1 protein-coding gene is annotated in these 386 nt (G+C 72.5%); it reads right to left on the reverse strand.

Annotation, left to right across the window (positions count from 1 at the left end; all coding sequences use genetic code 11):
* Positions 1-386, reverse strand: a 386-nt coding sequence (locus tag AC1DKR_RS21370) for a glycosyltransferase family 9 protein (protein ID WP_478035206.1), incomplete at both ends; no start/stop codon positions are given.

A 386-nucleotide genomic window follows, 5' to 3' on the forward strand; every position in this document is an offset into this window, starting at 1 on the left:
GACTTGGGCAGGTAGGGGCCGGTGTTCAGCCAGCCCTCCTGGCCGTGGCCCAGGCCGAAACCCCGCCGCTCGGGCACGCCGGCCAGGGCCGCGGCGATGGCGGGGCGGTCGATCTTCTCGAGGATCCACACCGCGCGCGGCTTCTCGGTGCGGCAGATCCGCAGGAAGTCGAGCACCTCGCGCACGCCCTTGAGCCTGTCCTTGTAGTTCGGGGCGTCGACGACCTTGCTCACCGTCGGCTCGACGGCCAGCACCTCGGACGCACGGCTGGCCGGGCGGGCGGCCAGCACCACCCGGCCCTCGGGCGTGGTCGCCGCGATCGCGCGGATGGTCGGCAGATGCCACATCAGGTCGCCGATGCCACGATCGGGCGTGTAGACCAGCAC

Source organism: Stenotrophomonas sp. 01N47, assembly GCF_056399165.1.